Origin of the sequence: Virgibacillus sp. LDC1, assembly GCF_025792345.1 — a bacterium.
GTDB lineage: Bacteria > Bacillota > Bacilli > Paenibacillales > Paenibacillaceae > Paenibacillus_AQ > Paenibacillus_AQ lautus.
In genome coordinates, this window is record NZ_JAOXLZ010000005.1 from 503,755 (window position 1) to 528,052 (window position 24,298).

24 protein-coding genes and 1 riboswitch are annotated in these 24,298 nt (G+C 49.1%); of the genes, 22 read left to right on the top strand and 2 right to left on the bottom strand.

The genetic code is table 11. The annotated features are described in order from the left end of the window. Position 1 precedes the first annotated feature (1 nt). The 9 genes from OHJ21_RS26810 to OHJ21_RS26850 all read left to right on the top strand — a co-directional run bounded on the left by OHJ21_RS26810 (position 2) and on the right by OHJ21_RS26850 (position 9,471). Positions 2-373, top strand: a complete 372-nt coding sequence (locus OHJ21_RS26810) for a hypothetical protein (RefSeq protein ID WP_486021613.1) — start codon at positions 2-4, stop codon at positions 371-373. A gap of 230 nt (positions 374-603) precedes the next feature. Continuing rightward, positions 604-770, top strand: a riboswitch (FMN riboswitch). A gap of 135 nt (positions 771-905) precedes the next feature. Further along, a complete protein-coding gene (locus OHJ21_RS26815) occupies positions 906-1,886 on the top strand; it encodes a DMT family transporter (RefSeq protein ID WP_326115492.1) in 981 nt (326 codons plus the stop codon). A gap of 207 nt (positions 1,887-2,093) precedes the next feature. Next, on the top strand, positions 2,094-2,636 hold the full coding sequence (locus OHJ21_RS26820; RefSeq protein ID WP_326095453.1) for a sigma-70 family RNA polymerase sigma factor: 543 nt from the start codon (positions 2,094-2,096) through the stop codon (positions 2,634-2,636). A gap of 62 nt (positions 2,637-2,698) precedes the next feature. Next, on the top strand, positions 2,699-3,700 hold the full coding sequence (locus OHJ21_RS26825; protein WP_486021702.1) for a hypothetical protein: 1,002 nt from the start codon (positions 2,699-2,701) through the stop codon (positions 3,698-3,700). Positions 3,701-4,242: 542 nt separating this feature from the next. After that, positions 4,243-5,208 carry an ABC transporter permease gene (locus tag OHJ21_RS26830; RefSeq protein ID WP_326115490.1) on the top strand — a complete coding sequence of 322 codons (966 nt, stop codon included), beginning with the start codon at positions 4,243-4,245 and terminating at the stop codon, positions 5,206-5,208. A gap of 13 nt (positions 5,209-5,221) precedes the next feature. Continuing rightward, on the top strand, positions 5,222-6,094 hold the full coding sequence (locus OHJ21_RS26835; protein WP_486021614.1) for a carbohydrate ABC transporter permease: 873 nt from the start codon (positions 5,222-5,224) through the stop codon (positions 6,092-6,094). Between the two features lie 49 nt (positions 6,095-6,143). Continuing rightward, positions 6,144-7,769 carry an ABC transporter substrate-binding protein gene (locus OHJ21_RS26840; RefSeq protein WP_486021615.1) on the top strand — a complete coding sequence of 542 codons (1,626 nt, stop codon included), beginning with the start codon at positions 6,144-6,146 and terminating at the stop codon, positions 7,767-7,769. Between the two features lie 106 nt (positions 7,770-7,875). Further along, positions 7,876-8,676, top strand: coding sequence for a Nif3-like dinuclear metal center hexameric protein (locus OHJ21_RS26845; RefSeq protein ID WP_100540653.1), 801 nt, complete (start codon positions 7,876-7,878; stop codon positions 8,674-8,676). 120 nt (positions 8,677-8,796) lie between these two features. Then, entirely contained in the window at positions 8,797-9,471 is a 675-nt protein-coding gene (locus OHJ21_RS26850; protein WP_100540654.1) for a GntR family transcriptional regulator, read from the top strand. Between the two features lie 82 nt (positions 9,472-9,553). On the opposite strand, the gene OHJ21_RS26855 is transcribed toward OHJ21_RS26850, so the two are convergent. After that, the gene (locus tag OHJ21_RS26855; RefSeq protein WP_486021616.1) at positions 9,554-10,327 is read right to left on the bottom strand and encodes a sporulation protein; all 774 of its coding nucleotides are present in this window, start codon (positions 10,325-10,327) and stop codon (positions 9,554-9,556) included. 231 nt (positions 10,328-10,558) lie between these two features. Between OHJ21_RS26855 and rlmD the strand changes: the two genes are divergently transcribed. From rlmD to OHJ21_RS26920, 13 genes are all read left to right on the top strand, one after another. After that, on the top strand, positions 10,559-12,157 hold the full coding sequence (gene rlmD / locus OHJ21_RS26860) for a 23S rRNA (uracil(1939)-C(5))-methyltransferase RlmD (protein ID WP_486021617.1): 1,599 nt from the start codon (positions 10,559-10,561) through the stop codon (positions 12,155-12,157). A gap of 225 nt (positions 12,158-12,382) precedes the next feature. Further along, positions 12,383-12,940, top strand: a complete 558-nt coding sequence (locus OHJ21_RS26865) for a DUF4256 domain-containing protein (protein ID WP_100540853.1) — start codon at positions 12,383-12,385, stop codon at positions 12,938-12,940. Positions 12,941-13,544: 604 nt separating this feature from the next. Beyond that, complete coding sequence (locus OHJ21_RS26870) at positions 13,545-14,120, top strand: 50S ribosomal protein L25 (RefSeq protein WP_486021618.1); 576 nt, start codon at positions 13,545-13,547, stop codon at positions 14,118-14,120. Positions 14,121-14,325: 205 nt separating this feature from the next. After that, on the top strand, positions 14,326-15,030 hold the full coding sequence (locus OHJ21_RS26875) for a DNA alkylation repair protein (RefSeq protein ID WP_100540657.1): 705 nt from the start codon (positions 14,326-14,328) through the stop codon (positions 15,028-15,030). A gap of 13 nt (positions 15,031-15,043) precedes the next feature. After that, the gene (locus OHJ21_RS26880; protein WP_394058559.1) at positions 15,044-15,169 is read left to right on the top strand and encodes a hypothetical protein; all 126 of its coding nucleotides are present in this window, start codon (positions 15,044-15,046) and stop codon (positions 15,167-15,169) included. A 269-nt stretch (positions 15,170-15,438) separates the two neighbouring features. Continuing rightward, positions 15,439-16,305: a 23S ribosomal RNA methyltransferase Erm gene (erm, locus tag OHJ21_RS26885; RefSeq protein ID WP_486021619.1), complete on the top strand. Its 867-nt coding sequence runs from the start codon at positions 15,439-15,441 to the stop codon at positions 16,303-16,305. Positions 16,306-16,434: 129 nt separating this feature from the next. Next, positions 16,435-16,812 carry a MerR family transcriptional regulator gene (locus OHJ21_RS26890; protein WP_486021620.1) on the top strand — a complete coding sequence of 126 codons (378 nt, stop codon included), beginning with the start codon at positions 16,435-16,437 and terminating at the stop codon, positions 16,810-16,812. After that, positions 16,809-17,135 carry a thioredoxin family protein gene (locus OHJ21_RS26895; protein WP_100540660.1) on the top strand — a complete coding sequence of 109 codons (327 nt, stop codon included), beginning with the start codon at positions 16,809-16,811 and terminating at the stop codon, positions 17,133-17,135. The genes OHJ21_RS26890 and OHJ21_RS26895 overlap by 4 nt, the downstream gene beginning before the upstream one ends. Before the next feature lie 135 nt (positions 17,136-17,270). Next, positions 17,271-17,948 carry a CPBP family intramembrane glutamic endopeptidase gene (locus OHJ21_RS26900; protein WP_486021621.1) on the top strand — a complete coding sequence of 226 codons (678 nt, stop codon included), beginning with the start codon at positions 17,271-17,273 and terminating at the stop codon, positions 17,946-17,948. Positions 17,949-18,016: 68 nt separating this feature from the next. After that, complete coding sequence (locus OHJ21_RS26905) at positions 18,017-19,030, top strand: phosphotransferase family protein (protein WP_486021622.1); 1,014 nt, start codon at positions 18,017-18,019, stop codon at positions 19,028-19,030. 86 nt (positions 19,031-19,116) lie between these two features. Further along, on the top strand, positions 19,117-19,503 hold the full coding sequence (locus OHJ21_RS26910) for a MerR family transcriptional regulator (protein ID WP_100540663.1): 387 nt from the start codon (positions 19,117-19,119) through the stop codon (positions 19,501-19,503). Next, positions 19,490-20,230 carry an SDR family oxidoreductase gene (locus tag OHJ21_RS26915; RefSeq protein WP_486021623.1) on the top strand — a complete coding sequence of 247 codons (741 nt, stop codon included), beginning with the start codon at positions 19,490-19,492 and terminating at the stop codon, positions 20,228-20,230. The genes OHJ21_RS26910 and OHJ21_RS26915 overlap by 14 nt, the downstream gene beginning before the upstream one ends. A 151-nt stretch (positions 20,231-20,381) precedes the next feature. Next, positions 20,382-22,310 carry a PAS domain S-box protein gene (locus tag OHJ21_RS26920; protein WP_486021624.1) on the top strand — a complete coding sequence of 643 codons (1,929 nt, stop codon included), beginning with the start codon at positions 20,382-20,384 and terminating at the stop codon, positions 22,308-22,310. Between the two features lie 179 nt (positions 22,311-22,489). Here OHJ21_RS26920 and OHJ21_RS26925 read toward each other — a convergent pair whose 3' ends face one another. Beyond that, the gene (locus OHJ21_RS26925) at positions 22,490-24,202 is read right to left on the bottom strand and encodes a cellulase family glycosylhydrolase (protein ID WP_486021625.1); all 1,713 of its coding nucleotides are present in this window, start codon (positions 24,200-24,202) and stop codon (positions 22,490-22,492) included. Positions 24,203-24,298 lie beyond the last annotated feature (96 nt).

Below are 24,298 nucleotides of genomic sequence, written 5' to 3' on the forward strand. Positions count from 1 at the left end.
CATGCGCATTGAGTCTGCATATACATACTGGAGTCCTGTGAAACGGTTGAACGCTGAATCAGCCCAAGGAGGATTTGAACAGCTGCTCCAGAAGAGCAAGAAGGAAGAAGAGGGCAAGGGAAAGCTGATAACCGTAAGGGAAGGCGGTTATTTGCGTCAGTATATGGTTCGGCCGGATGGAAGCAAAATGTTATTAAGCGAGACGAAGCAGTACGAGAGTGAATCTGCAGCCAGTTCATCAAACCTATCGTTGTCGTTGCCTCGGGCAGGCGGAGGAATGGGCCTTAACACCAAGGACGCCCTTGATCTGCTCTGCCTTCAAGCTGGGGTGGTCGGTCCCCGTTCTAACTACAAGGTATTTGATATAACCTAAAATGAAAATGGCAGAAAAACATACTGGTAACAAATTGATACTTGCCGTATAATTCTCAGTAAGTCTTGGTTGAACGTGAGATTTTTCATTGTATTCCAGTCTAATTTCAATTATTTTGAAAATAGATGTATTTACATGAAAGGATTCATGCTATAATTTCAATACATCAACTAAGCTTATAGGAATTATCGGTCAATCAGAATATTGCATGACAAAAATAAAACATGAATATGGATCTTCGGGGTAAGGTGAAATTCCTAACCGGCGGTGATGGTTCGTTCCGGCGTGAACGAAACTCAGCCCGCGACTCGCTGCATGCTGGCACGAACAAGTATGCAGCGACTGACTTGGTGCAAATCCAAGGCCGACGGTAAAGTCCGGATGGGAGAAGATCAAAGATGAGTTTGCCGTGGATGCGAAATTTTCCATTCGGGCGCAGGCTTATTTGATCAGCCCCCGTAACGTCGACATATGTCGATGACGGGGGCTTTCTGCTAGTAAGACCTCCGTATTCAAGACAGGAGAGGGCAAGATGAGTAATATGAATACTGGAGTCAAGGTGAAACCCTTTGGTTCCGACGCACAGGCAAGTCGACGTTTTAAAGGAGGGTTTTGGCTCGTCGTATTGGGAGCCGCCCTGTGGGGCGTGGACCCGTTATTCCGGGTCATTCTGCTTAAAAATCTGACTTCGGCTCAGATCGTTTTGCTGGAACATATCATCATTTCTCTGATCGCAATCCCTGTATTGTGGAAGAACCGCGAGGAACTAAAAGGCCTTGGCTGGAATCATGTCGGCGCGCTGCTGTTTATATCCTGGGGCGGCTCGGCATTGGCTACCGTATTGTTTACGATGGGGCTGTCGAGCGGCAATCTAAATGCCGTCCTGCTGCTTCAGAAGCTGCAGCCGCTGTTTGCCATCATTCTGGCCAGCTTGCTTCTGAAAGAGAAGCTTCCGCGCCATTTTGGGATTCTGCTCATCATCGCTTTGGCGGGCACGTATTTACTGACCTTCGGTTTAACCTTGCCGATTGGGCATTGGAACGAGTTTATTCAAGTTGGCAGCCTCTTGTCCTTAGGCGCAGCAGCGCTGTGGGGCGGTTCAACCGTCATGGGGCGCCTGATGGTAGGCAAACTGAAATACGAGACGGTAACCTCACTGCGTTTCGTGCTGGCACTGCCGCTCCTGACCGTCATTACATGGAGCGAGGGGGCAACATGGAATATGCCAGCCTGGAATACCGGGGCATTTGCCTTGGTATCGCTGAACCTGATCGGCCAGGCATTGCTGCCCGGTCTCCTGAGCCTGCTGGTTTATTATAAAGGATTAACCACGACCAAAGCCTCTGTGGCAACACTTGCGGAATTGAGTTTTCCTATGGTTGGCGTGCTCATCAACTGGATTGTATTCCAGCAAATCGTGACAGGTCCTCAGCTTCTGGGATTCCTGCTGATCTGGATCGTGCTGTTTATCATATCCAGACAGCAATCGGAAGCTTCTCCACAATTACAGTAATTTCATTAGTGCTTGCAGAAAAGCCGATCCGAATTGGATCGGTTTTTTTGTCGTTACAAAGTTATTCCAATGGGCCTGCCTGGCGAAAGGATCATTTTTTCGAAAGATGTGTAGGGTTTTCGAAATTATAGGTGTCTTATATAGTAGCGCCTGATCTATGGCTTGGTTCAACCAGAGGAGACGGTTATTAAGGGGGGGGGAGGATCCATGGAGGATCGAACATTGCTGGATGGGCTTGCGAAGAAAGATCCGCGATGTTTTGAAGCATTGGTTGACCGCTATTCACGCTACATAGCCGCGGTGGTCGCTAAGGTGGCAGGCGGGCGGTTTAATTCCTACGATGTGGAGGAAATAGCCGGTGATGTCCTCGTTAAGCTGTGGACAGACGGGCACAAAATCATCCTGCGCGGAGATAGTCTCAAGCCTTATTTGGCCATATCCGCGCGTAATCATACCTTGAATGCCTTGCGCAAAAGACAGCGGGTCATTGAATCCGAATTGGAGGATGATGCCGTTTCTTGTCCCTCTGCGGAGGCATTGGCCATTCTCCGTCAGGAGAAGGAAACGATAAGCGGCATGGTGCAGGGGATGGGCGAACCGGATCGTGAAATCTTCATCCGCAGGTACTTCTATTTGGAGAAAGTCCGCGATATTGCAAGCAGGCTGAATATGCAGGAGAAAGCCGTCACCGCCCGGATCCGCCGGGCAAGGGACAGACTGCGCATTCATTATGAAACCGAGAACCCGTAGGATTTTCTATATGGACCGTGTCTATAGGAATGAAGCTTCAAATCGATAGCGAAAGGGGATGGATGCAAGTGAAGCGGCGAATTGTAGATATTATGGCCAATATCGACAATCAGGAGCTGGAGGATCTCCTCCTTACGGAGGAAGAGGAACGCGAGTTGACGCAGAGGATCGATATGGAACGAATCAAGAGCAATGCGATGAGCAAGATTCAAGAGGAGGAACCTATGGTGTATAAAAACAGGAAAGTGAAAAAATATAAAGCCAGTATTGTTATCGCTGCCGCGATGATCATGATACTTAGTACGACGGCTTTTGCGAGCCGATATGTGGATAGCTTGAAGCAGTTCTTCGGTCAATCCGCGTCCATCGCGGAAGATGAACGATCACCTATACAAGGAACGGATACTGTATCCGGGGTGACCATGAATGTTGAAGAAGGAGTTTATGTCGGCAACAGCGGTTATTTGGTGGTCAGCTTTACGAAAGAGGATGGTACGCCATTCCCCGCGGGTGTTTCGATACCCGGACTTGAGTTGAAAATGGAACATGATGTGAGTTATATGGTGGGACAGCAGCTTCTTGACGATAACAAAAAGCTTGTCGGCGTATTTGAGATGGATGCGGCGAATGATCTCGACGGGCTAAAAGCACGGATCACAGCCGATCAAATCACAGCGGCGGACGACACCCAAGCTGTTGAAGGGCCATGGGATGTTCAATTCACCATTTCTCCTGGCAAGCAAAGAGAGCAAAGCCTGAATCTGGCGATCAATGAGAATGAGGAGGCACTATCTCTCAGCACCATTAGTGTTTCTTCCATCGGTGTGGCTATCGAAGGCAAGCGTACCGACGGTGAGCTGGATAAACTACCGGAATATACGCCGGAGGTTAAGGTGATCGCTGCGGACGGATCCGAAATGATGCTTCGTGTTAGTTCGACCAGTACGACAAAGAGCGGGTTTCAGTGGCTGTATAATTTGGACAGCAAGAATAACCTCGTTTTTCTGGGAGATATGGACATCAAAAGCATCAGCATTGACGGCAACGTGACGGAGCTGAAGTAAATATAGAGGTGGCAGGGGGAAACCTCAAGGGGCAGAAGCGAAGACTTCTGCCCTTTATGCATGATGAAATACCTCAGTAGGAAAGGAATCCGAAAGCCGTGAGAGCAGTAGGCCAAAGCCTGAATGCCCTCTCGGCTTTTTTTTGAGGCTTGGGATGGGAATTTTATAAATGAGAGAAAAATGTATTGAAATTGTGGAAAACGTCCATTAAAATAAAACCAACTACCATACTAGTTATACTAGTATGGTGAAATATGACTCTCTACATAGGTGAGAGAAGCAGCTGGATCACTTTGTTAGTCTAACGTTCAAGATACGGGAGTCTATTTTTTAAACGAACATTGTAAGCGCTTAATATTGGAGGGGGGATTAATAGAAGGCGGGACATTACCCTGCCGTAACGGTTACAGCCTGCTTATAGCTACAATAAATGAAAGCGATTTCCTGGGTTTATTGAATGAAAGTGGATCATGAAACACGGCCGTATTCCAAGAATGAAGAGGTATGAGAAGAGGTCATACGGATTGGAGTGAATAACGTCGATGGAGCCAAAAGTTGCAAATCATTCCTTGCCAGCCGTCAAAGCGGCCAAGAAACCACCCAGACTTAAAACCGTTGCTGTCCTCGTCCGGAAGGATTGGCAGTTGTATTCCCTATTGATATTACCGGTGATGTACCTGCTCATTTTTAAATACGGACCGATGATTGGCAATGTGATTGCTTTCCGGCGATTTATGCCCGGAGGCAGTATCTATGGGGAGAAATGGGTAGGAGTACATTATTTCAACATGTTTATCCATGACCCTGCGTTCTGGAATGTGTTCAAGAACACCCTGCTGCTCGGTGCGTTATCCCTGCTCTTTACGTTCCCGGTCCCCATCATCTTTGCACTGCTGCTGAATGAGGTGAAGAGCAAGCGATTCAAGAAATTCGTCCAGACGGCTTCTTATCTCCCGCACTTTCTGTCCATCGTTATCGTTGCCGGGATGATCCTGCAATTAACGTCGGTCAATGGCTCCGTTAACTCGCTGCTGGAGTTTTTTAACGGAGAGCGAATCAATTTCATGCAGCGGGCCGAGTGGTTCCGGACGATTTATATCTCTTCGGAAATCTGGCAGGGCATGGGCTGGGGCGCGATTCTGTATCTGGCCGCCTTAACGACGATTGATGAATCCCTGTACGAGGCGGCCAGGATTGACGGGGCCAACCGCTGGAAGCAAACGCTGTTTGTCACGATTCCGGGCATCCTCCCGACAATTGTGACGCTGCTGATTCTGAATATGGGAGCGTTCCTGGCGGTAGGGTTCGAGAAAATATTGCTGCTGTACAATCCGGTCATCTATGAGACGGCCGACGTTATCTCGACTTACTTGTACCGGGTCGGTCTCGTATCCAACAACTTCAGTTATGCCACAGCCATCGGACTGTTCGAGTCCGTGATCGGACTTATATTGGTCTTCTCCGTGAATGCGATCTCGCGAAGACTGACGGATCGAAGCTTATGGTAAGGAGGGAGCGTATATGAAGGAATCAAGATCCTATAAGGTGTTCAAAGTGTGTAATGCCATCATCCTGCTGTTCGTTGTCTTTATCACGCTGTACCCCTTCCTGAACGTAGTCGCTCAATCCTTCAGCAGCGAGTCGTATATCAACTCAGGGAAGGTCAACCTGATTCCCAGGGGCTTTAATATCGATACCTACAAAACCGTGACCAAAGACGCCATGTTCTGGACGAATTACAAAAACACCGTCGTTTACAGCGTGGTCGGCACCGCGATCTCCATGTTCTTAACGACGATTTTTGCGTATGCCTTATCCAAGAAAAGGCTGGTCGGCCGCAAGTTTCTAACGATGTTTGCCGTATTCACGATGTTCTTTAACGGTGGGCTGATCCCGAACTATGTACTCATTAACAGCTTAGGCTTCAGCAACTCGATCTGGGCCATCGTAATCCCGGGAGCCATCAGCATCTACAACATGCTCATCATGAAATCCTTTTTTGAAAATATGCCGGAAGAGCTGGAGGAAGCCGCGGCCATTGACGGCCTGAACACCTACGGCATGCTGTTCCGGATCGTGCTGCCCTTAAGCAAAGCGGTCATCGCGACCATGATCCTCTTCTATGCCGTCGGGCACTGGAACTCCTGGTTTCCGGCCTTTCTGTACCTGGATCAGAAGGAGCTCTTCCCGGTCACGATCTATTTGCGGAACATGATAGCGGGCGCGACAGGCGTGACTTCCGCCGGTGCCACCTCGGCCGATAATCTGACGCAGATATCCGCCAATATCAAATCGGTGACCATGGTGCTGACCATTTTGCCGATATTGACGATTTACCCGTTCGTGCAGCGTTATTTCGTAACCGGCATCATGCTGGGCTCCGTCAAGCAATAGGAAGGATCATCCGATTGGCCATTATTGAAATTTTGGGAGGAATAGGAACATGAAAAAAAGTCCTCGTTCGTTTGCTGGCAAAGCTTTATTGATATCATTGATTGTTGCGGTATTAGCGGCGTGTACCGATAAAACAGGCGGTAAAGAGGCCGAGATTCAGGATAAAGGCGCCATGGAAACTTACGCGGTAGGCGATACGTTCAAGGCAACGGAGCCGTTCGATCTGTCCATCCTCTACAGTGACCAGCCGGCTTATCCTTACAAGCAGGACTGGATGCTTTTTGTTAAACTAAAAGAAATGACAAACGTGACCTTGAAGCCGACGATCGTGCCGATGAGCGATTACAGTCAAAAGCGCAGCCTGCTGATCAGCTCCGGCGATGCGCCGCTGGTCATTCCGAAGACTTATCCCGGGGAAGAATCCGCGTTCGTGGCTTCCGGCGCGATTCTGCCGATTAGCGATTATATTGATCTGATGCCGAATTTCAAGGACAAGATCGAAAAATGGGATATGGAAAGCGAACTGGAGGGACTTCGCCAGGAGGACAAGAAATATTATGTGCTTCCAGGCCTGCATGAGGCGGTATGGCCGGACTATACGCTGATCGTGCGCACGGATATTTTCGAGAAGCATAACATCGCGATTCCGACTACTTGGGATGAGCTGTACACGGCCATGAAGCAGTTGAAGCAGGAGTACCCGGACGTTACGCCGTTCTCCGATCGCTTCAAATTCAACAGTACGCTGAACATCGCGGCTACGGGGTTTGGCACCAAAGGCGGATGGGGCTTCGGCAGCGGGCTTACGTATAAGGAAGATTCGGACGAATTTGTGTATACAGCGGCAACGGATGAATATAAGGACATGCTGGCTTACTTCCATAAGCTGGTGGACGAAGGACTGCTGGACAAAGAGAGCTTTACCCAAGATGACGACCAGGCCGTGCAAAAGTTCGTGACCGGCAAATCCTTCATCATTAACGGTAACTCCCAGACCGTGGTCCAGCACCGCAATGATATGGACAAAACGCTGGGCGAAGGAAAGTATGCGATCAGCAAAATCACGGTTCCCGGCGGCCCGGCAGGCCAGTTGATGTCCGGCAGCCGACTTGAGAACGGGGTCATGATCTCTTCCAAAGTGAAAGAGAGCGAGCACTTTAAAGCCATCCTGCAGTTTATCGACTGGCTCTATTACAGCGACGAGGGACAGGAATTCGCGAAGTGGGGCGTCGAAGGCGTGACGTATACCAAGGAAGGCGGCGTACGCAAGCTGATGGACGACATTAACTACAACGGACTGAATCCGAAGGGTACAAAGGATCTGCGGATCGAGCATGGATTCTCGGGCGGGGTGTTCGCTTACGGCGGTACGACCGAGCTGCTTCAATCCATGTTCAGCGAGGAAGAGCAGCAGTTCCAGAAGAGCATGAGCGAAACAAAAACGGTCGTGAAGCCGGAGCCGCCGATTCCGTATTCGGTTGAAGAACGCGAGCGAGTCACGCTTTTGAGCACGCCGCTGAAGGACTACACGGATCAGAACACGCTGAAGTTCATTCTGGGCGACCGGGATCTCGCAGAGTATGACAAGTTCGTGAAAGAGCTGGATAGCCAGGGCGTGGGACAATACCTGGAGATTGCAAATAAAACGTATAAAAATTATAAAGAGCAACAATAACCAACGGATCGACAGGCTGCCGTTTCTTTATGGAAAGGCAGCCTGTTTGTAGATTCGGACGGTCGCGATGATCCAGCCATGTTGACGACAAGGAGGTTGTTCTAAATTGAGCGTGATCGTTCAAGACGTAATCAACCGATTAACAGAACCAGCGGGACGCCTTGAATCCACGGTGGACAGGATTGTAGCCGGAAGCGCCGATGCCGTCGTTCACGGCATTGCTGTCACGTTCGCCGCTTCACATTCGGTTTTGCAGAGAGCCATACAAGCGGGAGCAAATCTTGTGATCACCCATGAGGGGGTCTTTTACAGCCATCATGAGGATGGGGTGGAAGGAATACAGGCGAGCCCTGTATACCAGGATAAAATAGGCCTGATCGAATCCGGCCATCTGACGATTTACCGGTTTCATGATGGGCCTCACAGGTATGTTCCCGATATGATTACACAGGGATTGGTTCAGGCGCTGGACTGGGAACCATATATCGATAAGTACCTTCCGACAGCGGCTATTGCCACGCTGCCCGGAGAAATGACGGTTCAGGATATTGCAGAAGATATAAAAAGAAAGCTGAATCTTCCGTATCTTCGTTATGTCGGGAATCGAAGCGGAACATGCTCCAAAGTCGGCATTGCCGTCGGCTACCGGGGCGGCGGGTCGCATGCCATTCCCCTCTGCGTGAATGAGCGGCTGGATCTTCTTATCGCCGGCGAAGGCCCGGAATGGGAGACGCCCGAATACATCGGCGATGCAGCGACCCAAGGCCGGAACCCGTCCATGCTCCTGATTGGCCATGCCGCCAGCGAGGAGCCCGGCATGACCTGCACGGCCGAGCTGCTCCGCAAGCTTTTTCCGAGGATTCCCGTACATTATATACCGCCCGTGCCATTGATTCAGGTAATATAGAGTGAGGAATCACTTCAACAGTGATCGGAAGAGCCATCCGCATATGAAGCGGTGATATCAGCCGATGCTTATAACGTAAGCAAAGAGAACATAGAGCATAGGAGAAAGAGGTAACGATATATGTCAACAGAGCAAAAGATTAAAGGCTCTACCAGGGAGTATTCATATCAGCTGCTGAAAGACCGGATATTCCATCTGGAGCTGGAACCGGGTACGAAAATCTCGGAAAAGGAAATTGCGGATGAATTAAACGTCAGCCGAACGCCGGTCCGGGAAGCGTTCATGAAGCTTGCCGAGGAGGAACTGCTCGACATCATTCCGCAAAGCGGGACAATCGTATCCCGTATTAATCTCAGGCATGTTGAGGAAGGCCGATTTATCAGGGAGAAGATCGAGAAGGAAATTGTGGCGCTTGCCTGCGAAATTTTCCCCGAAGAGTTCCGTTTCCGTCTGGAAACCAATATTGCGCTCCAGGACGTATGCGCGGGAAACCATAATTTCTATAAGCTGTTTGAGCTGGATGAGGAGTTCCATCAAATTCTGTTTGAGGGTACGGGCAAAGAACGGACCTGGAAGATGCTGCAGCAATTGAACATTCATTTCAACCGTCTGCGGCTGCTTCGCCTGTCCAAGGATTCAAACTGGGAGCATATCATCTCGCAGCATAAGGAAATGTATCAGCTGATCGTCAATAAACAAGCGGAGCAGGCCATGAAAGTGATGGAGCGTCATCTGCGCCTTGTCGTTGTGGAGCAGGATATTTTACGCGAGAAGTACCCGCATTATTTTATTTGACAAGCGATATCATGTATCTAAAACAATGACCCGCAGGAGAGTCACTTGGGATCAAGCGACCTGCCTTGCGGGCCATTTTTCATTAGATCGATCTGCGGATGACACGGTCAATAATTTGGGCCACATGGGATGGACCTTGCTCCAGATCCTGCTGATCCAGGGTAACCCAGGAGTGTTGTTCATCCATATCAAGGGATCGCTGGAGCCAGCCTGATACCCCTCTGCCTCTGCGGTCGACTTCGACCAGAATCGAAATCCCGTCTTGCTCCGGATAGAGGATCAATTCCAGCTCTTTGATATGGCCGGCATAAGAGGAGCCAGGATAAAATTCGATTTCTTGCACAAAAGGAACGCCCTGGCCTGATCTCGGGTGATATTCGCATGTTGCCATTTTGAAGCTGAAGCCAAGTCCTTCCACGGCGTCAAAGACAACGGATGCGCCTGCATTCGGTTCAACGTCGATAAAATCACGGTCCTTCGGATCGATGGCATTATCGATATCGAGGCCGGTATGGATCCATACCGGCTGCCGCGAAATGGTGAGCGGTGTTTCCAGCGGCAGAGGAAAAGAGAAGGGGATTTCCTGCTGATCGCCAGGCTTTAACGTGAGGCGGCTGGAGACATTGATTTTGGCAAGGGTATAGGATTCTATGTACTTCTTGTCGTCGCTTTCCCTGGTATATTCCGTCATCAATTTCAAGTAAATGCGGTCAACCGTCTGTTCTACGTTCCCTCCCTTAATGTGAATGACGCCGCGTACTTCTTCACCCGGATAATAGGAGGATTTTTCGAGATGCGTATCGATCTGGGCAGCTCCAATTCCTACACTGGCTAGCATTTTGTTAAAAAACGACATAAAAGATACCTCCATATGTGAATGTATGATAATGGAATTATACGCTGGAAGATCACCTCTGGTTTCCGAATTGCAAAAATATTTTTTTGCGGTTTTACGCGGCGAAGATATTGACGTCAAGGAAGCAGAGGATCACCGATGACATCGGGAAAAAGAACACGGCTCGTTAGCATTCGCAGGTTCGGCATGGTATATTGGACACGATACCATGAAGGATGGAGAAATCAAGGCATGAGTGAACAACGACGTTCCGGACAAGGAACCAAAAACAACAAATCAACTGCATACGGAAAGAAGCCGGGTGAACGGGCGGCAGCCAGCCAAGCTGGGGCCAAGCCGGCGTTTAAGCGTGAACATAGGAAGAACAGGGATCCATTATCGGCTTCATCGTATTCTAAGTCGAAACCGTCTGATAAATATAAGCGAGAAGTGCATGGGCCAAGGCCAACATCCGGACGTGAGCACGCGGATGAACTGCAAGCCGGCGACATGATTGTCGTTACAATCAAACGGCTTGGGATTAACGGAGAGGGAGTCGGTTATTACCGCCGTAAGGCGGTGTTTATTGACGGAGCGATCACGAATGAAGTGGTCAAAGCCGAGGTAAAAGAGGTTCAGCCTAAATTTATCAAGGCACAGCTTCTGGAAGTGGAGAAGCGTTCGCCTAACCGGATTGAACCCCCTTGCCCGGTATTCGGCATTTGCGGCGGCTGCCAAATTCAGCATATCTCCTATGAGGGACAACTGGAGGCCAAGACGGATATTGTGCGTGAGGCATTCAGCCGGTATGCGGGACGTGATGATGTGAAGTTTAAGCCGATCCTCGGGATGGAGCACCCATGGGATTACCGGAATAAAGCGCAGCTGCAGCTGAAACGGAAGGGCCATGAAGTAATCGCAGGGCTCTATGAAGCGGACAGCCATACGATCGTGGACATTAGCGGCTGCCCGATTCAGCATCCGAAGGTAAATGAAGCCGTGGAGAAGGTCAAATCCGTCCTCGAAGAATTACGGATTCCGCTTCACAAAGAGAATGGAAACAAGGACGGCGTACGGACAATTGTGGTCCGTCACGGCTTTCAATCCGGGGAACTTCAGGTGACGCTGGTCACGGCCGGAAGCAAGCTGCCGAGGCAGGACGATCTCGTTCGCATGCTGCGCCTTACCATTCCGGAGGTGAGCGGGATTTCACTCAATATCAATCCGAAGAAAACCTCGCTCATCTTCGGAGACCGGACGATCTCGCTGTGGGGAGCCGAGAGCATGCAGGAATCGCTGAGCGACCTGCAATTCTCGCTGTCGCCAAGAGCCTTCTTCCAACTGAATCCGCAGCAGACGGTCAAGCTGTACGAGTCGGTCCGGGCGGCAGCCGGATTGACGGGGAAGGAAACCGTCATCGACGCCTACTGCGGAACCGGCACGATCGGGCTGTGGCTCGCTCCTTATGCCCAAGAAGTGCGTGGGATCGAGACGATCCCTGAAGCCGTCGAGGATGCCAAGGCCAATGCGCAGCGAAACGGACGGGCCAACGCAAGCTTTCATGTCGGCCAGGCAGAGGAACTGCTGCCGCGCTGGGTCAAGGAAGGCATGAAGCCGGACGTCATCATTGCCGACCCGCCGCGTACCGGCCTGGATCCGCGCTTCCTGGAGACGGTGCTCCGCACCAAACCGAAGCGGTTTGTGTACGTATCCTGCAACCCTTCGACCTTGGCGAAAGATTGCAAGGTGCTGCTTGACGGCGGTTATGAGCTCGATTGGGTGCAGCCGGTCGACATGTTTCCCCAGACAAGCCATGTGGAGGCGGTAACGTTGTTGGTGAGGAAAGAATAGATGAGATGTGTCAGTGTCGCTAAAGCGAAAAGCAGAGTTACACAGAATCATTAGTATTAAATGAAATGCACCCGTAGACGTAAAGTGCTGTGTGTTGATGATAAAGAAGGGAACGTGCGGTGCTGTTCAAGGCTCAGAATTAATGGAGGATATAACAAACGCCCAGTCAATTTATTATTTAATAAGTTAAAACTAAGTTTGTAATGGTATGAGGGGGAATCTAACATGGCTAAAGAATTGTCAACAGAACAACGTGAAGGGCTGCTCCATACATTGAAAGCTCGTTTTGAGAAAAATATGAACCGCCATCAAGGTCTGGAATGGGCTGACGTACAAGCAAAGCTTGAAGCAAATCCTGAAAAACTGTGGTCACTTCATGAAATGGAGATAACTGGTGGGGAGCCGGATGTTATTGGCCATGGCAACCAGACGGGCGAATACATTTTTTATGATTGTTCAGCTGAGAGTCCAAAAGGCCGCAGAAGTATTTGTTACGACCGTGAAGCGCTGGAATCAAGGAAAGAACATAAACCGAAGAATAGTGCTGTTGAAATGGCAGCCGCCATGGGCATTGAGCTTCTAACGGAAGAACAATACCGGGACCTGCAGAAGTTTGGAAATTTCGATGTGAAAACATCGAGCTGGGTGGTAACACCTGCCAGTATTAGAAACCTCGGCGGGGCAATCTTCTGTGATCGCCGCTACGACACTGTCTTTGTGTACCACAATGGAGCGGAATCATACTATGCTGCGAGGGGATTCCGTGGCTCGCTAAGGGTCTGAATTTTAAAGGGGTTTTAGATAGAGCACGGAAGGACAAATAGATGAGAAGTTTTGAGGGAAATAACACAGAGGAGCGGAAAGCTCCTCTTTTTCGTATAAAAACAAAATAACCTACCTGACGGGAGGTTTTCTGTAATATCATTGTTTAACAATTGTAACACGGTTCGAGCGAAATTGCCTCCAAGTTACAGATCGCGATGCCAATACCACCTACGTACGAGTATTTGAAGCAATTTACTATTAAGCTTGAACAAGAAGGCGTAGTCTCAGATGCTTCGGATGTAAAGTTCAGATGGCAAATCGAAGGTGCAAGTTTGATGGATAAAGCCAAACTGGTCGATCGAGCAACGGGATAGGTGATCTAGACAACTCGGTCGACAACACCCCTTTTCTATGATATGGTAGCAAGTAATTAGGCATTTCGTTCCCCGTGGGACGAGGTGCCTTCTCGCATATATAAAAGCTTTTTACATTAAATGTCTATCTGGAGGTGATGCAATGGTGCTCCTGATTTCCCCGCTGCGGGGGGAGAAATCCGTAGTTCATAATGGACGATCGATGGAGAGTGCACCCAAATAACGATAATCTGAGGAGTGTTGTTGAGATGAGAGTAAATTTACGAGTAGAAACGCGCGCTGCCATGAACAAAACCGGACTGAAGCAGCTCCGTCTTTCGGGACGAATTCCGGCAATTGTATTTGGCACAAGGGAAGATAATATGATGATTCAACTGTCCGCCAAAGAGTTCGGCAAATGGGCAAGGAACGGCAAAGGCGGAATCCTTGAGCTTCGTTTTGACGATCGGGAGCCGCTTCCGGTTTTGCTGGAGTCCGTTCAGCGTGATCCAATCACTCGTGAATACATTCATATCGACTTTTTACGCATCAATATAAATGAAGTTGTACGCACGAGAGTGAATCTCGATTACGTCGGCACCGCCAAGGGAGCCAAACTTGGAGGCGTCGTCCAAATCCAAAGCACGTTCATCGAAATTGAGTCCTTTCCGGACCGTATTCCCGCCACCATTCCCGTCGAAATCAGCGAACTGGAGATCGGGAATTCTTTACATGTTGGGGATCTTAAACTGCCAGAAGGGGTCGTGCCGATCTCTTCGGCAAACGAACTGCTCGTGTCGGTGGTGACACCGAAAGTCCAGTCGGAACAACCAGAGGCTATGTAACTTCTGCTGCCGGCGATTGCCTACCCGATATTCATCGGGACGCGATCGCCGGCTTTTGGCGTATAACCTTGAACAGAATCCGGAACTTTCCATCAAGAGAGACTAGGCTTGGCCGTCATTGTTATTGTACACTCAAGTCATATGAAGTGCGGCCTGCCGATTATCCGGCAGTTATATACTAAGCCAATGAAGGAAGTGTCGAACCATGAATCTAGAATCCGTTATGTCGGAGCTTGAAGTACTCGGCAAGGAACGGCTCAAGAAAATGTACCTGTCCAATGGGGCGCATGAACCGCTCTTTGGCGTGGCGACAGGCGCCATGAAGCCGATGGCCAAGAAAATTAAAATCAATCAGCCTCTGGCTGAGCAGCTTTACGCCACCGGGAACTACGACGCCATGTACTTTGCCGGCATCATTGCAGACCCTAAAGCGATGACGGCAGCGGATTTTGATCGTTGGATGGATGCGGCCTATTTTTATATGCTGTCCGATTATGTGGTTGCCGTAACCTTGGCAGAGGCGGATATTGCGCAGCAGGTTGCCGATCAATGGATCGCAAGCGGCGAGGAGCTTAGAATGTCGGCGGGGTGGAGCTGTTACTGCTGGCTGCTCGGCAGCAGACCGGATCGGGAGTTCCCGGAAAGCAAAATCTCGGCCATGCTCGAACTGGTGGAAAAGACCATTCACGAGTCTCCGGACCGAACGAAATCCGCGATGAATAATTTCATGTACACCGCAGCCGTATCCTATTTACCGCTCCATGATAAGGCGGTTGAGACCGCAAATGCCGTAGGGCCGGTAGAAATGAAACGGGACAAAAAGAGCAAGTTCCTCAACGCTTCCGAAAATATTAGAAAAGAAGTCGAGAGAGGGAAGCTTGGTTTCAAACGTAAGTATGTAAGGTGTTAAACCATTCGTTAGTTTGAATTATCGAGCCCATCCCGACGAAGACGTGGACGAATTGGTTCGATCCGAGCTTGCATCCGAAGAGGATCGGAATGTTTCGATTGGGGCGCTGATAGGGAAGAGCAGAGAAGGCGGTTTTTAACTGCCTTCTTTTAAAGTTCCTTTTTTGGTAAAGAACCCTTTAACGAGAACGCTCCCGTGAACCAGACAGGCGCCCATGTTATACTGTGGTTGTTATTTTATCCGTTTCATTTAAGGGAGGATTGTCTTAACATGTGTTGCATCGCATTCATACGTATTCGTTAATGAGGGTACAGAACATCTAAATCCATCCATTTTCATGTAAAAATGCGAAGGATTATTTGGGCTGTGCCTTTTTCATTACTATACGAATGAATGAGGTGCTTTTTTGTGTTTAAATATAATAAAAATGATCGGGAAAAGTGGAAGAAAGTATCTAACTTTTCCGCTCAGCATCTATTAATCAGCAAAAGGCTGATTCATGATATGATCGATTTGGCCCAAATCCGCTCCACCGATACCGTTCTCGATATCGGAGCGGGGACAGGGGCATTAACCTTTCCGCTCGCAGAGAAAGCGGCACACGTGCTCGCGATTGAGACAGATCCGGGGTTTGTGGATAAACTGTTCAGCAAGATGAGAGATGGAAGCAACATTCGCGTTAAGCAATCTGATTTCCTGGAGGTTCCTCTTCCGAGAAGTCCGTTTGTCGTCGTGGCGAACATTCCGTATTCGATCACCACGCCGATCATGGCAAAGCTGCTGGATCATCCCGGCGTGCCGCTGGAGCGAGCCGTGCTGCTTGTGGAAAAGGGCGCTGCCAAACGTTTTACGGCGGCACCTGTTCAGGATTCGCGTATCTTAAGCTGGAGGATGCATTATGAAATTCGGCTCGTGCGGACCGTATCGCCTCAACATTTTGCGCCGCCTCCCCAAGTGGATTCCGCTATTCTAGCCATCAACCGGAGGAAAAAGCCGCTCATTGCCACGCAGCATCAGCCGAAGTTTACAGCGCTGGCAGCCTACGGATTGCGCGACTCGCGGCTGCCGTTATTCGCGGCTTTATCGGGTGTGTTCACGCCTCCCCAGATTACGAAGCTGGTCCGAGTGCTGGGGGTAGATCGAGAGCTCCCTATCGGCAGGCTGAACGAAGAGCAGTGGGGAACCGTCTTCCATACGATGCTCCAGCATGTGCCGTCGAATCGTTGGCCCAAACGTTCTGCAAGCTCCAAAGGCAAATTCAAGAAAAGAAAATAACACTTGATGGAGATCTCTATCGTTTCCAACACGTTCACTTTTAAAATATTCGCAAAAATCCGCTTGACCCTGACACTAGTGTCAGGGTTTACAATGAAATCGAATCGTTCATCTAGGAGGCGTAAAAGCATGAAGATCGGAGAACTTGCAGCCCGTACCGGCGTCAGCATCCGTTCGCTTCGATACTACGAACAGCAAGGATTGCTTACGCCGGTTCGCAACGAGAACGGATACCGGGAGTATTCGATGCTCGCAGAAGAACAGGTGCGTACCATCCAGTTATATTTGAATCTGGGATTGTCCACCGAGCAGATCGCCGGTTTCCTGCATTGCGTCTTGAAAAATAAAGAGGCGTTTTGCGCGGAGGTGTTCCCGATTTTTCGTCAAAAAATTGCTGAGATTGAGGCACAAATCCACCAGCTGAATCATATCAAAATGAATCTGGAGGAACGCATGCAATCGATTCTGGATGAACGAGAATCGGAAGAAGCGGAGGAATTCAAATGAGTTTACCACGAATAGATGCAGCCAGCTTTCAAAGCGCGATTAAACAGAATGGAGTCACGCTGGTTGAATTTGGAGCCAAATGGTGCCCGCCGTGCAAGGTGCTGCTTCCCATTCTGGAAGAGCTGAGTCAGGAAGAAGCGGGTCGCCTGGAAGTCTATCAGGTGGATTGTGACGAATCCCCGGAGCTTGCCGCTCAATTCGGTATTATGTCCATGCCGACGGTGATCGTGTTTCATAACGGAGAACCGGCAGACAAATTGATCGGACTTCGGCCTAAGAGTGTGTATCAAGCGGCGCTAGGCCGCTATGTATCACAGAATTGAATATAGATGAATGAGCGAAAACGCCTCTGAAGTTTCATGACACAGGGGCGTTTTCTATTGATGTAGAGGGCATTATGCGCCGTATATCGAATTCTTATACAGCAACCGTAATAAGCAGCCGAAGGAGATATTTTCATGAGATCAAGAAGGAAAATCGTTTCTCTTCTGACGATCATCGTACTAAGCTGTCTAGCCATGAGCTTGGTAGACGCGGTGATCCGTCCGGATTATGCCGTCAAATCCGCCATCAAAATCATGCTCTTTCTGACATTGCCGATTGGCTACGCCCTGATCGCCGGCGGGGTACCCTTTCGCAGGCTGTTCGCCTTCGAGAAAAAGGGCCTCCTGATGTCCATGCTGTTGGGATTCGGCGTATTCACTCTCATACTCGGCGGATATTTTTTGTTGAGTCCTTTATTGGATTTCACCAACGTAACAGGGGCTTTGCAGGACAATATGGGAGTGAATGCGGGCAATTTTGTGTTTGTAGCCCTTTACATATCGATTGCGAATTCACTGCTGGAGGAGTTCTTTTTCCGTGGCTTTGCCTTTTTCACGCTGAAGGAGCAGGTCGGACGACGGTTTGCTTATCTATTCAGTGCCGGGGCCTTTGCAGTGTACCATATAGCGATGATGTCCAGCTGGTTCTCCGTAGGACTATTCCTGTTGTTAATCGCGGGTCTGGTTGTCGCGGGACTGCTGTTTAACTGGTTGAATGAGCGCAGCGGCAATATTTATGCGTCCTGGATGGTCCATATGTTTGCTAATCTTGCTATCAACACGATCGGATTTATGCTGTTCGGGATCATCTGATCATAGGATTTGTTTGCGGATAAATATATGCTTGGCAACGCGATGGAATTTTGAAGGAGGCGTTTTAATTGACAACAGAGATCTTTTTCTCAACCAAGCCCATCGGCCATGTAACGGATGAACAGCTTCAAACCATGCTGAACAGGCACCATCTAGGGAACCTCGTTTCTGCTGAGAAAACGTCTAAGGGAGTAGGAAATCAGACGTTGTTCATTCACTCGAGCAAAGGAAGCTATGTATTGAAGGGAAATCCCATTTATGAAGGGCAGTTCGCAGAAGAGAAATTTTATACGGACTCTTTGCAGGAATATACATCACTGCCTTTATCGACCCCATATCTGCTGGATGAATCCGGCGATATTTTCGGCTGGAGCTACGCGATCATGCCCCGTCTTCATGGCGTACATATGAATGATTCACCATTTAGAAAAGGGCTTGGTGCAGCGGATCGAATCGATATTGCCTCTTCAGCAGCCAACATGTTAAATGAAATGCACGGCTGGAAAGTGGAGCAGTATGGCGAGCTCGACCCGAAAACGCAAAGGATTCGCCCGTTTGAGGGATCTTATAAAGCGTGGCTCTACCATCGAATTCGGTTTTGGTTGCAGGATGCCAAACAATATTCCCAGATCACTCCAACCGATACGGAATGGGTTGAAGGGGTGCTGCGTGACTCGGCGGATGCGTTCGATAAGCTTTGCTCACCCACTTTTGTTATGGGGGATTTCAAGGCAGACAATATGCTGGTAGCGTATGATACGGTTTGTCAGGAGTGGCGAATCAGCGGCATTTTTGATTTTACGACCGGATATTTTGGGGATGGAGTAGCGGATTTGCCCAAGATGGTGATTATGTATTGGAATTTCGAGGAACAGGAAGTAGCTCGGCATTTTATACAGATGTACTTACAGGGCTCTGCAATTAGGGAAGGCTTTGTTGATCGATTTAGGGTGCATATGCTCCATCAGCGTATATTGGATTGGGGATGTGCCAAAGCGATGGGTGCAGTCACTTGGGATCCGCAGCTTGCCTTTTCCGAATGGGCAAAAGATTATGTTTATGCAATGGACTACTTGAAATAATATGTGCTTGTGGAATTCCGGATTGACCTTCACATGATGTGATGGTTTACAATGCGGTTAACCGAGTGAAAAAGGAGCTGCTTCGTGTGCATATTAGTGAATTGTCACGTACAACGGGCGTAAGTTTGCGTTCCTTGCGTTATTACGAGGAGAAGGAACTATTGTCTCCGGTTCGTCAGGATAACGGCTATCGTGAATATAGGGAGACGGATATTGAGCGGGTTCGGTTGATCCAGATGTATTTTAGCCTGGGATTGACGGTGAAGGAGATTATGAGTTTTTTCCAGTGCGCATTTGATGAGCAGCTCAAAATCGAATGTCTCCCGAATGCGGTTGAGGTGGGTAAGCGGAAGCTGGATGAAATCCAGCTGCAGATCGAGCTGCTGAAACAGGCGGAAATCCATTTGCAGGAGAACATTACGGCATGGGAAGCTATTTTAGACAAGGGGGATCGGGATCATGAACAAGGCTGACGGACAGGAAGTAAAGCGAGTTGCTATCGTGACGGGGGGCAACCGCGGAATTGGAAAAGAGATTGCAAGGCAGCTTGCTGCCAAAGGACTTCAAGTGATCATTACATCCCGGGACGAAGGGAAGGGTGGGGCAGCTGTCCAAGAATTGCTTGCGGACGGGCTCCATGTAGAGTTGCACGTGGCGGATGTCCATGAAATCAACGATGTGACGCGGATGATGGAGCGAATACAGTCAGACTACGGCCGCCTTGATGTTCTGGTGAACAATGCCGGGATTATTTTGGACCGGGGGGTTTCTGTGCTGGAGGTAGAGGAGTCGGTGGTGCGCGCAACGCTGGAGACGAATTTTTTTGGTGCTTTGCGAATGACGCAGGCGTCGATTCCTTTGATGAAGCTAAATCATTACGGGCGTATCGTAAACATCTCTTCCGGTCTGGGAGCCTTCGAATTGATGCAGGCGGGTTACGGTTTAAAAGGGTCATCCTCGGCTTATCGCATCTCCAAAACGATGCTGAATGCGTTAACCTGCCTCGTTTCACAGGATACAGCCGGTACCGGCATAAAGGTAAACGCGGTATGCCCGGGCCGGGTTCAGACCGATATGGGCGGGGCGGATGCTCCGTTAACCGTTGCCGAAGGGGCTGATACAGCTGTTTGGCTGGCGACGATGGAGGATGATGGACCGAGCGGGGAGTATTTTCGAGAGCGGCAGCGAATCGCTTGGTGATGTCGGGAAGTTTTCGCCATGCAGGGGATGGCGCTTATTGTTTAATTTACCGATGATGACGCTGCTAATGATTAGCAGTATAAAAATACTCTGAAAAAGCCCCTTTTCGAAGATGCTGATGTATAATAATCGGTATCAGGAGGTGCAGAGTATGAGTGATATCAACATTTTTGGCCATCAGGCTTTGTTTGAACATGTCTACAAAAGTGCTCCAATTGGCATTGCCCTGGTTACGATAGATGGAAATTGGATCAGCGTAAATCCTGCGGCTTGCAAAATGTTTGGCTTCACGGCAGAAGAATTGATGGCACAGCCGGCAACCGATTATATTTATTCTGATTGCATTCACAATAAAGATAAGCTGTTTCAGTCTTTGGACGGGACGTCCTCAACCATTGCGGTGGAAAAACAATTCGTACATAGAGACGGCCATGGCATCTGGGCATCGATGCATGTTTCTCTAGTTCGTGACGAAAAGGATCAAACCCCTTTATTTTTCATTTCGCAAATTGTTGATATTACCAAAAGCAAGGTAGCCGAGCAAAAGCTCCAAGAGAGCATTGAACGCTACACTTCGCTGAAGAAGTATAACCATGATGCGATCATCTCCTTCAATCTGGAGGGAGGGATCATTAACGGGAACCAGATGGCAGAGCAGCTGACTGGTTTTAAAATTCCGGAGTTAATTGGAACCAAGATTTCGAATTTGATCGGTAAAGGTAATCTTGCCCGTATACTCTCTCCTACAGCCGATTTCGTTGCTGTCGAGAAAGCTATAAACGTTATCCATCACAAAGACGGACATACGGTTGAAGTACTCGCTACACTGGCACCCATTGTCATTCATAACAAGAATGTGGGTTTCTACATTATTGCCAAGGACATGACAGAGCAGAAGAGGCTCATCATCGAGAAGGAAGCAGCCGAGAAAACGAATAATGCCAAAAGCGAGTTTCTGGCGATGATGAGCCATGAGATCCGTACGCCGATGAATGGTGTGATCGGGATGACGGACCTGATACTTGAGACAGAGCTTGATGAGGAGCAGCGGGACTATGTACAGATCATTAAGAAAAGTGGGACAACCCTTCTGAACATCATCAATGATATTTTGGATTTTTCAAAAATCGAATCGGGCAGAACGGAGCTGATGGAGGAAACATTTAACTTAAGGACAGCTTTGTCCGAGACATTAAATCTGATTCTTCCGAAGGCGCTGGAGAAAAATATTGAGGTAACCACATCCGTTGCTTCGGACGTTCCGAATCAGGTTTACGGAGATGTGACGAAGCTGAGGCAGATCTTAATGAACCTGCTTAGTAATGCGATTAAATTTACGCCTAATGGTGCCGTTTCCATCTCTGTGCAGTGTGTCGAGAACCAGGGGAACTCGGCCCTTATCCAATTCTCCGTTACGGATACGGGCATAGGCGTGCCGAGTGAGAAGGTTGCGCAGCTATTTGAACCTTTTTATCAAGTGGACCACTATATGACCCGCCAGGTGGAAGGAACGGGGCTGGGGCTGGCGATCTGCAAAAAACTCGTTCAGTTGATGGGCGGAGATATCTGGTATGAGAAGAATCCGAACCAGTCGGGGTCTGTCTTTACGTTTACGGTTGATTTTTCGTTTAAGTCGAATGATGGCAATCAACAGGAGAATGGGGCCGTTCACGAGATTCACTCCTCAGGGAACGATCTGAAAATTTTGATTGCCGAGGATAATGAGGTGAACCAGTTAGTCCTCAAGAAAATGATTGAGAAGCTGGGATACAATTCGACCACCGTCCAGAATGGACTCGAGGCGGTTGAAGCCTTCGAGCGTAATTCGTATGACATCGTGTTCATGGACATTTCGATGCCCTTCATGGATGGAACGGAAGCGGCCCGGCTCATTAAAGAATCGGCATCGTCCGAAAAACAGCCCTATATCGTGGCTGTCACGGCTCATGCGATCAAGGGCGATCGCGAGAAATATTTAGGGATGGGCATGGATGAGTATGTAAGCAAGCCTGTGAGCATGAATGTGATCTCGGCCATTATCGATAAGTTTCTGGCTGAGCGAGATAGGTCTCAAGCCTAAACAGATGAAAGCTCAAGTGATATCGCTTGAGCTTTTGTTCATTCTAATTATAGGAACCACATCGCATCCAGTTTGCAGCTGCTCATCTGCCGTCGCGTATATGAGGGTTGCAGCCGTAGTGAATGCAAAACGGCCTGCGGGAAGAATCCCGACAGGCCGTTAATGTTATAAAGGGTTTCCTAAGAAGCGCTACCGGTTACACTGCTTCCGCTTTTCGTAAGATTGTAGGTGATAACCTCACCGCTCCAGAAATGGAACTTGAGGATCACTTCTCCGTCTCTGACCTCTTTAAAAAAGGTAGGCTTGAGCTTGATTTCACCGGTCGAGTAGGAAGGGGAAAACGTATATTCAAACTCTTTGAAGGAGGTCCAGTCCTGCGGTCCTGCATTGCCTCCCGTCGCGTATACCGCCTCCATCGTGGCTAGCTGATCTCCGTTGAATGTCGTTGGAATACTGAACGAATCGGTTGTACCCTGCGTGTCACGCAGCTCAGGCTTATCATGGAAAATGACCCTGAAATTCCAGTCCGCACCGCGGTTGAATTTGGCCGTCAATACAGTATTCACGCCGAATTGGCCGGATGAAGTCAGTCTGGACAGCAGGCTGGATGTAAACGTAATCGCATTTCCGTTAAGCGTATAATCCTGCCCGGCAACTAGCAGCTGTCCGTTTGTACGGACTTCGGTTAACGTGTTGCCGTTTAAGTTCAAAGGGATGCTCTTATTCTGGATGGCCGCTCCTTTTTTTACGAAGACCAGATCGGTATCAGCCGTTGCAGAACGCCCGCTCCAACCCGCCTTCATGATGTTGTACAGCTCCGGATCGGACCAGGTAAAAGCGGTTCGCTTAAAGTGCTGGCCGTTGTCCCATAGCATATGGGTAATGTTCTTCTGTTTGAGATAATAGGTTAGATACTCGAAGAACTTCAGTTTCTCTCCCTGCTCAATGACTCCCGTGCTCTGATCGAAGCCAAGAAGTCCGTATTCACCCAGGATGACAGGAATCCCTCTGGCGATAAAGGTGTTATACACATGGTTAAACGTTTGATCGATATCGTTCCGGGTATCCGTCTCAAAACGGGTATAACCCGCGATGTTCACACTGAACGGCCAAAATCCATAATAGTGGACTGTGGCAATAAGATTGGTGTCATTCAGCTTGGTCATGGTGTTGTACAGCTCATTCATTCTGGTCTGAGTCGGTGATGCTTCCAAGGTAGATAGCACCAACGGTCGAGTGGCGTTACGCGCTCCAGAGCCGCGGACGATCCGATGGAACGACGTATGAAGTTCATCCAGCATCTGAAAGGCTTTAGACTCGTCGGTGGTCCCGCCATCCGAGAAGCGGGGTTCATTAACGCTTTCAAACATCAGTTTGTTGGAATGCTTCCGGAAGCGTTGGGCAACTTGAGTCCACACGGCGTTGTACTTGGCAACGACCTCGCTGCGGTTGTTCTCCATATGGCTGATCCACAGCCAGGAATCGTGATGGGCATTGATCATGACGTACAGATCGGCGTCCAGCGCCCAATCGACAACCTCCTCGACCCGGTCCATGTAAGCAGCGTCGATGGTATAGTTCGGCCCGCTTCCGATATGGTTGCTCCAGGTTACCGGAATGCGGATGCTTTTATAACCCTGTGCCGCGATTTGTTCGATCAGGGCTTTGGTGATGCGCGGATTTCCCCATGCTGTTTCGTCAACCCCAACGGCATCCAGCGAATTGCCAAGGTTCCAGCCGGGCTGCATATCATTGACGTAGGCTTGGGGACCACTGCTAAAAGGTCTTGCATGTTCTTTTTTTGCTGCGGATGCGGAAGATGGGAATAGCGAGATGACCACAGCAGCGATGAGGGCCAAGAAACATAGGGATCGCTTATTCAGATTTATCATTAGCATCTCCTTTGTCATGAAATTATAAAGTGATGGTTTAACTAGAGTGACTCCGTGTGAGGTATCTATCGGTTGTTGAGGTTCTAGCTGTCATGA

Bases quoted from the DNA above. Each gene is read 5' to 3' on its own strand.
- OHJ21_RS26810 (WP_486021613.1), top strand. From the start codon at position 2: ATGCGCATTGAGTCTGCATATACATACTGGAGTCCTGTGAAACGGTTG.
- OHJ21_RS26815 (WP_326115492.1), top strand. From the start codon at position 906: ATGAGTAATATGAATACTGGAGTCAAGGTGAAACCCTTTGGTTCCGAC.
- OHJ21_RS26820 (WP_326095453.1), top strand. From the start codon at position 2,094: ATGGAGGATCGAACATTGCTGGATGGGCTTGCGAAGAAAGATCCGCGA.
- OHJ21_RS26825 (WP_486021702.1), top strand. From the start codon at position 2,699: ATGCAAGTGAAGCGGCGAATTGTAGATATTATGGCCAATATCGACAAT.
- OHJ21_RS26830 (WP_326115490.1), top strand. From the start codon at position 4,243: ATGGAGCCAAAAGTTGCAAATCATTCCTTGCCAGCCGTCAAAGCGGCC.
- OHJ21_RS26835 (WP_486021614.1), top strand. From the start codon at position 5,222: ATGAAGGAATCAAGATCCTATAAGGTGTTCAAAGTGTGTAATGCCATC.
- OHJ21_RS26840 (WP_486021615.1), top strand. From the start codon at position 6,144: ATGAAAAAAAGTCCTCGTTCGTTTGCTGGCAAAGCTTTATTGATATCA.
- OHJ21_RS26850 (WP_100540654.1), top strand. From the start codon at position 8,797: ATGTCAACAGAGCAAAAGATTAAAGGCTCTACCAGGGAGTATTCATAT.
- OHJ21_RS26855 (WP_486021616.1), bottom strand. From the start codon at position 10,327: ATGTCGTTTTTTAACAAAATGCTAGCCAGTGTAGGAATTGGAGCTGCC.
- rlmD (WP_486021617.1), top strand. From the start codon at position 10,559: ATGAGTGAACAACGACGTTCCGGACAAGGAACCAAAAACAACAAATCA.
- OHJ21_RS26865 (WP_100540853.1), top strand. From the start codon at position 12,383: ATGGCTAAAGAATTGTCAACAGAACAACGTGAAGGGCTGCTCCATACA.
- OHJ21_RS26870 (WP_486021618.1), top strand. From the start codon at position 13,545: ATGAGAGTAAATTTACGAGTAGAAACGCGCGCTGCCATGAACAAAACC.
- OHJ21_RS26875 (WP_100540657.1), top strand. From the start codon at position 14,326: ATGAATCTAGAATCCGTTATGTCGGAGCTTGAAGTACTCGGCAAGGAA.
- OHJ21_RS26890 (WP_486021620.1), top strand. From the start codon at position 16,435: ATGAAGATCGGAGAACTTGCAGCCCGTACCGGCGTCAGCATCCGTTCG.
- OHJ21_RS26895 (WP_100540660.1), top strand. From the start codon at position 16,809: ATGAGTTTACCACGAATAGATGCAGCCAGCTTTCAAAGCGCGATTAAA.
- OHJ21_RS26900 (WP_486021621.1), top strand. From the start codon at position 17,271: ATGAGATCAAGAAGGAAAATCGTTTCTCTTCTGACGATCATCGTACTA.
- OHJ21_RS26915 (WP_486021623.1), top strand. From the start codon at position 19,490: ATGAACAAGGCTGACGGACAGGAAGTAAAGCGAGTTGCTATCGTGACG.
- OHJ21_RS26920 (WP_486021624.1), top strand. From the start codon at position 20,382: ATGAGTGATATCAACATTTTTGGCCATCAGGCTTTGTTTGAACATGTC.
- OHJ21_RS26925 (WP_486021625.1), bottom strand. From the start codon at position 24,202: ATGATAAATCTGAATAAGCGATCCCTATGTTTCTTGGCCCTCATCGCT.